We start from the raw sequence: 2206 nt of genomic DNA on the forward strand, positions 1-2206 counted from the left end.
GCGGTGGGGTGGGGCTGTGCGGGGGTGTCGGTCATACGTCCCACTCTGTCACCGCAGGTCCGGTTGGCGTGGGGTGCTGCGGGGTGCCGGTCACCAGATCGCAACCTGGAGGGTCTGTTGCTGTGTGGAATGTACGGGTCAGAATCTACGCGCGTTATCACGTGTGGCCTTTTTTGTTGTTCGCTGGTCTACGCGCGTTGAGATCCCGTTCCTCCCGAGGAGTACCGATATGGCCTTGAACCGCCGGAAGTTTCTGAAGAAGTCAGCCGTGACCGGTGCCGGGGTGGCCATCGCCGGTTCGGCTCTGGCGCCGAACGCGCAGGCGGCCGAGGTGACCGGCGGCAAGGAGAAGGCCCCGAAGCGGTACCGGTTCACCGTGATGGGGACGACGGACCTGCACGGCAACGTCTTCAACTGGGACTACTTCACGGACAAGGAGTTCGACGACAAGGCGCACAACGACGTCGGCCTCGCGAAGATCTCCACGCTGGTGAGCCAGGTCCGCAAGGAGAAGGGGCGCGGCAACACGCTCCTCATCGACGCCGGTGACACCATCCAGGGCACGCAGCTGTCGTACTACTACGCGAAGGTCGACCCGATCACGGCCAAGGGCGGCCCCGTCCACCCGATGGCGCAGGCGATGAACGCGATCGACTACGACGCGGCGGCGCTCGGGAACCACGAGTTCAACTACGGCATTCCGGTGCTGCGGAAGTTCCAGGAGCAGTGTCGTTTCCCGCTGCTGGGTGCGAACGCGCTGGACGCGAAGACGCTGCGTCCGGCGTTCCCGCCGTTCAGCATGCACCGGCTGCGGACGCCGTTCGGCCGTGATGTGAAGGTGGCGGTGCTGGGTCTGACGAACCCGGGCATCGCGATCTGGGACAAGGCGAACGTGCAGGGGAAGATGACGTTCCCGGGTCTGGAGGAGCAGGCGGCGAAGTGGGTGCCGAAGCTCAGGTCGATGGGCGCGGACGTCGTCATCGTGTCGGCGCACAGCGGTTCGTCGGGGACGTCGTCGTACGGGGACCAGCTGCCGTACATCGAGAACGCGGCCGGGCTGGTGGCGGAGCAGGTGCCGGGGATCGACGCGATCCTGGTGGGGCACGCGCACACGGAGATCCCGGAGTACTTCGTCACCAACAAGAAGACCGGCAAGCAGGTCGTGCTGTCGGAGCCGCTCAAGTGGGGTCAGCGGCTGACGCTGTTCGACTTCGAGATGGTGTGGAGCCGGGGCTGCTGGAGCGTCGAGAAGGTCGGGTCGCAGGTCCTCAACTCCAACGCGGTGGAGGAGGACCCGAAGATCGTGAAGCTGCTGTCGGACGAGCACGCGAAGGTCGTGACGTACGTCAACCAGGTGATCGGTACGAACGCCGCGGAGATGAGGTCGGAGGAGGCGCCATACAAGGACGTCCCGATCATCGACCTGATCAACCACATCCAGGCGGACACGGTGAGGCAGGCGCTCGCGTCCTCGGAGTACGCGTCGCTGCCGGTGCTGTCGCAGGCCGCCGCGTTCTCCCGCACGGCGGTGATCCCGGCGGGGAACGTCACCATCCGTGATGTCGCCGGTCTGTATGTCTTCGAGAACACGCTGGAGGCGCGTCTGATGACGGGTGCGCAGATGAAGGCGTACCTGGAGTTCTCGGCGAACTACTTCGCGCAGACGGCGCCGGACGCGGTGGTGGACCCGGCGAAGCTGACGAACGCGAACGGTACGCCGGACTACAACTACGACGCGGTGAGTGGTCTGTCGTACGAGATCGACATCGCGCAGCCGGCGGGTTCGCGGATCAAGAACGTGCGGTTCGAGGGTGCGCCGTTGGCGGACGACCAGAAGTTCGTGTTCGCGGTGAACAACTACCGGGCCAATGGTGGCGGCAACTTCCCGCATGTGGCGGCGGCGCCGATGCTGTGGTCGAACTCGGACGAGATCCGTAACACGATGATCGCGTGGGTGAAGGCGAAGGGGTCGATCGACCCGGCGGCGTTCGCGTCGGTGGACTGGAAGCTGACCCGGAACGGTACGCCGGTCTTCTAGGGTTCGGTTCCCGTTCGCGGGAGTGGCAGGTCGACGGCGTCGGCGCCCGGTGGGTGCGCCGACGCCGTCGGTGTGTGTGCTGTGGCCTCGCCGGTGGCGGTCAGCGCACGTCGGCCAGGGGGGTCAGGGGGCCCGTGGTCCGCTCGTCCCTGGCGCGGGGGATGTGGG

Annotated in this window: 1 protein-coding gene; it reads left to right on the forward strand. The window is 66.2% G+C overall.

The window, feature by feature from the left end; translation table 11 throughout:
• The first annotated feature begins 229 nt into the window (after window positions 1-229).
• Window positions 230-2038, forward strand: a complete 1809-nt coding sequence (locus AOK23_RS11980; RefSeq protein WP_055712710.1) for a 5'-nucleotidase C-terminal domain-containing protein — start codon at window positions 230-232, stop codon at window positions 2036-2038.
• Window positions 2039-2206 lie beyond the last annotated feature (168 nt).

Origin of the sequence: Streptomyces torulosus (assembly GCF_001419765.1) — a bacterium.
Lineage (GTDB): Bacteria > Actinomycetota > Actinomycetes > Streptomycetales > Streptomycetaceae > Streptomyces > Streptomyces torulosus.

Bases quoted from the DNA above. Each gene is read 5' to 3' on its own strand.
- AOK23_RS11980 (WP_055712710.1), top strand. From the start codon at position 230: ATGGCCTTGAACCGCCGGAAGTTTCTGAAGAAGTCAGCCGTGACCGGT.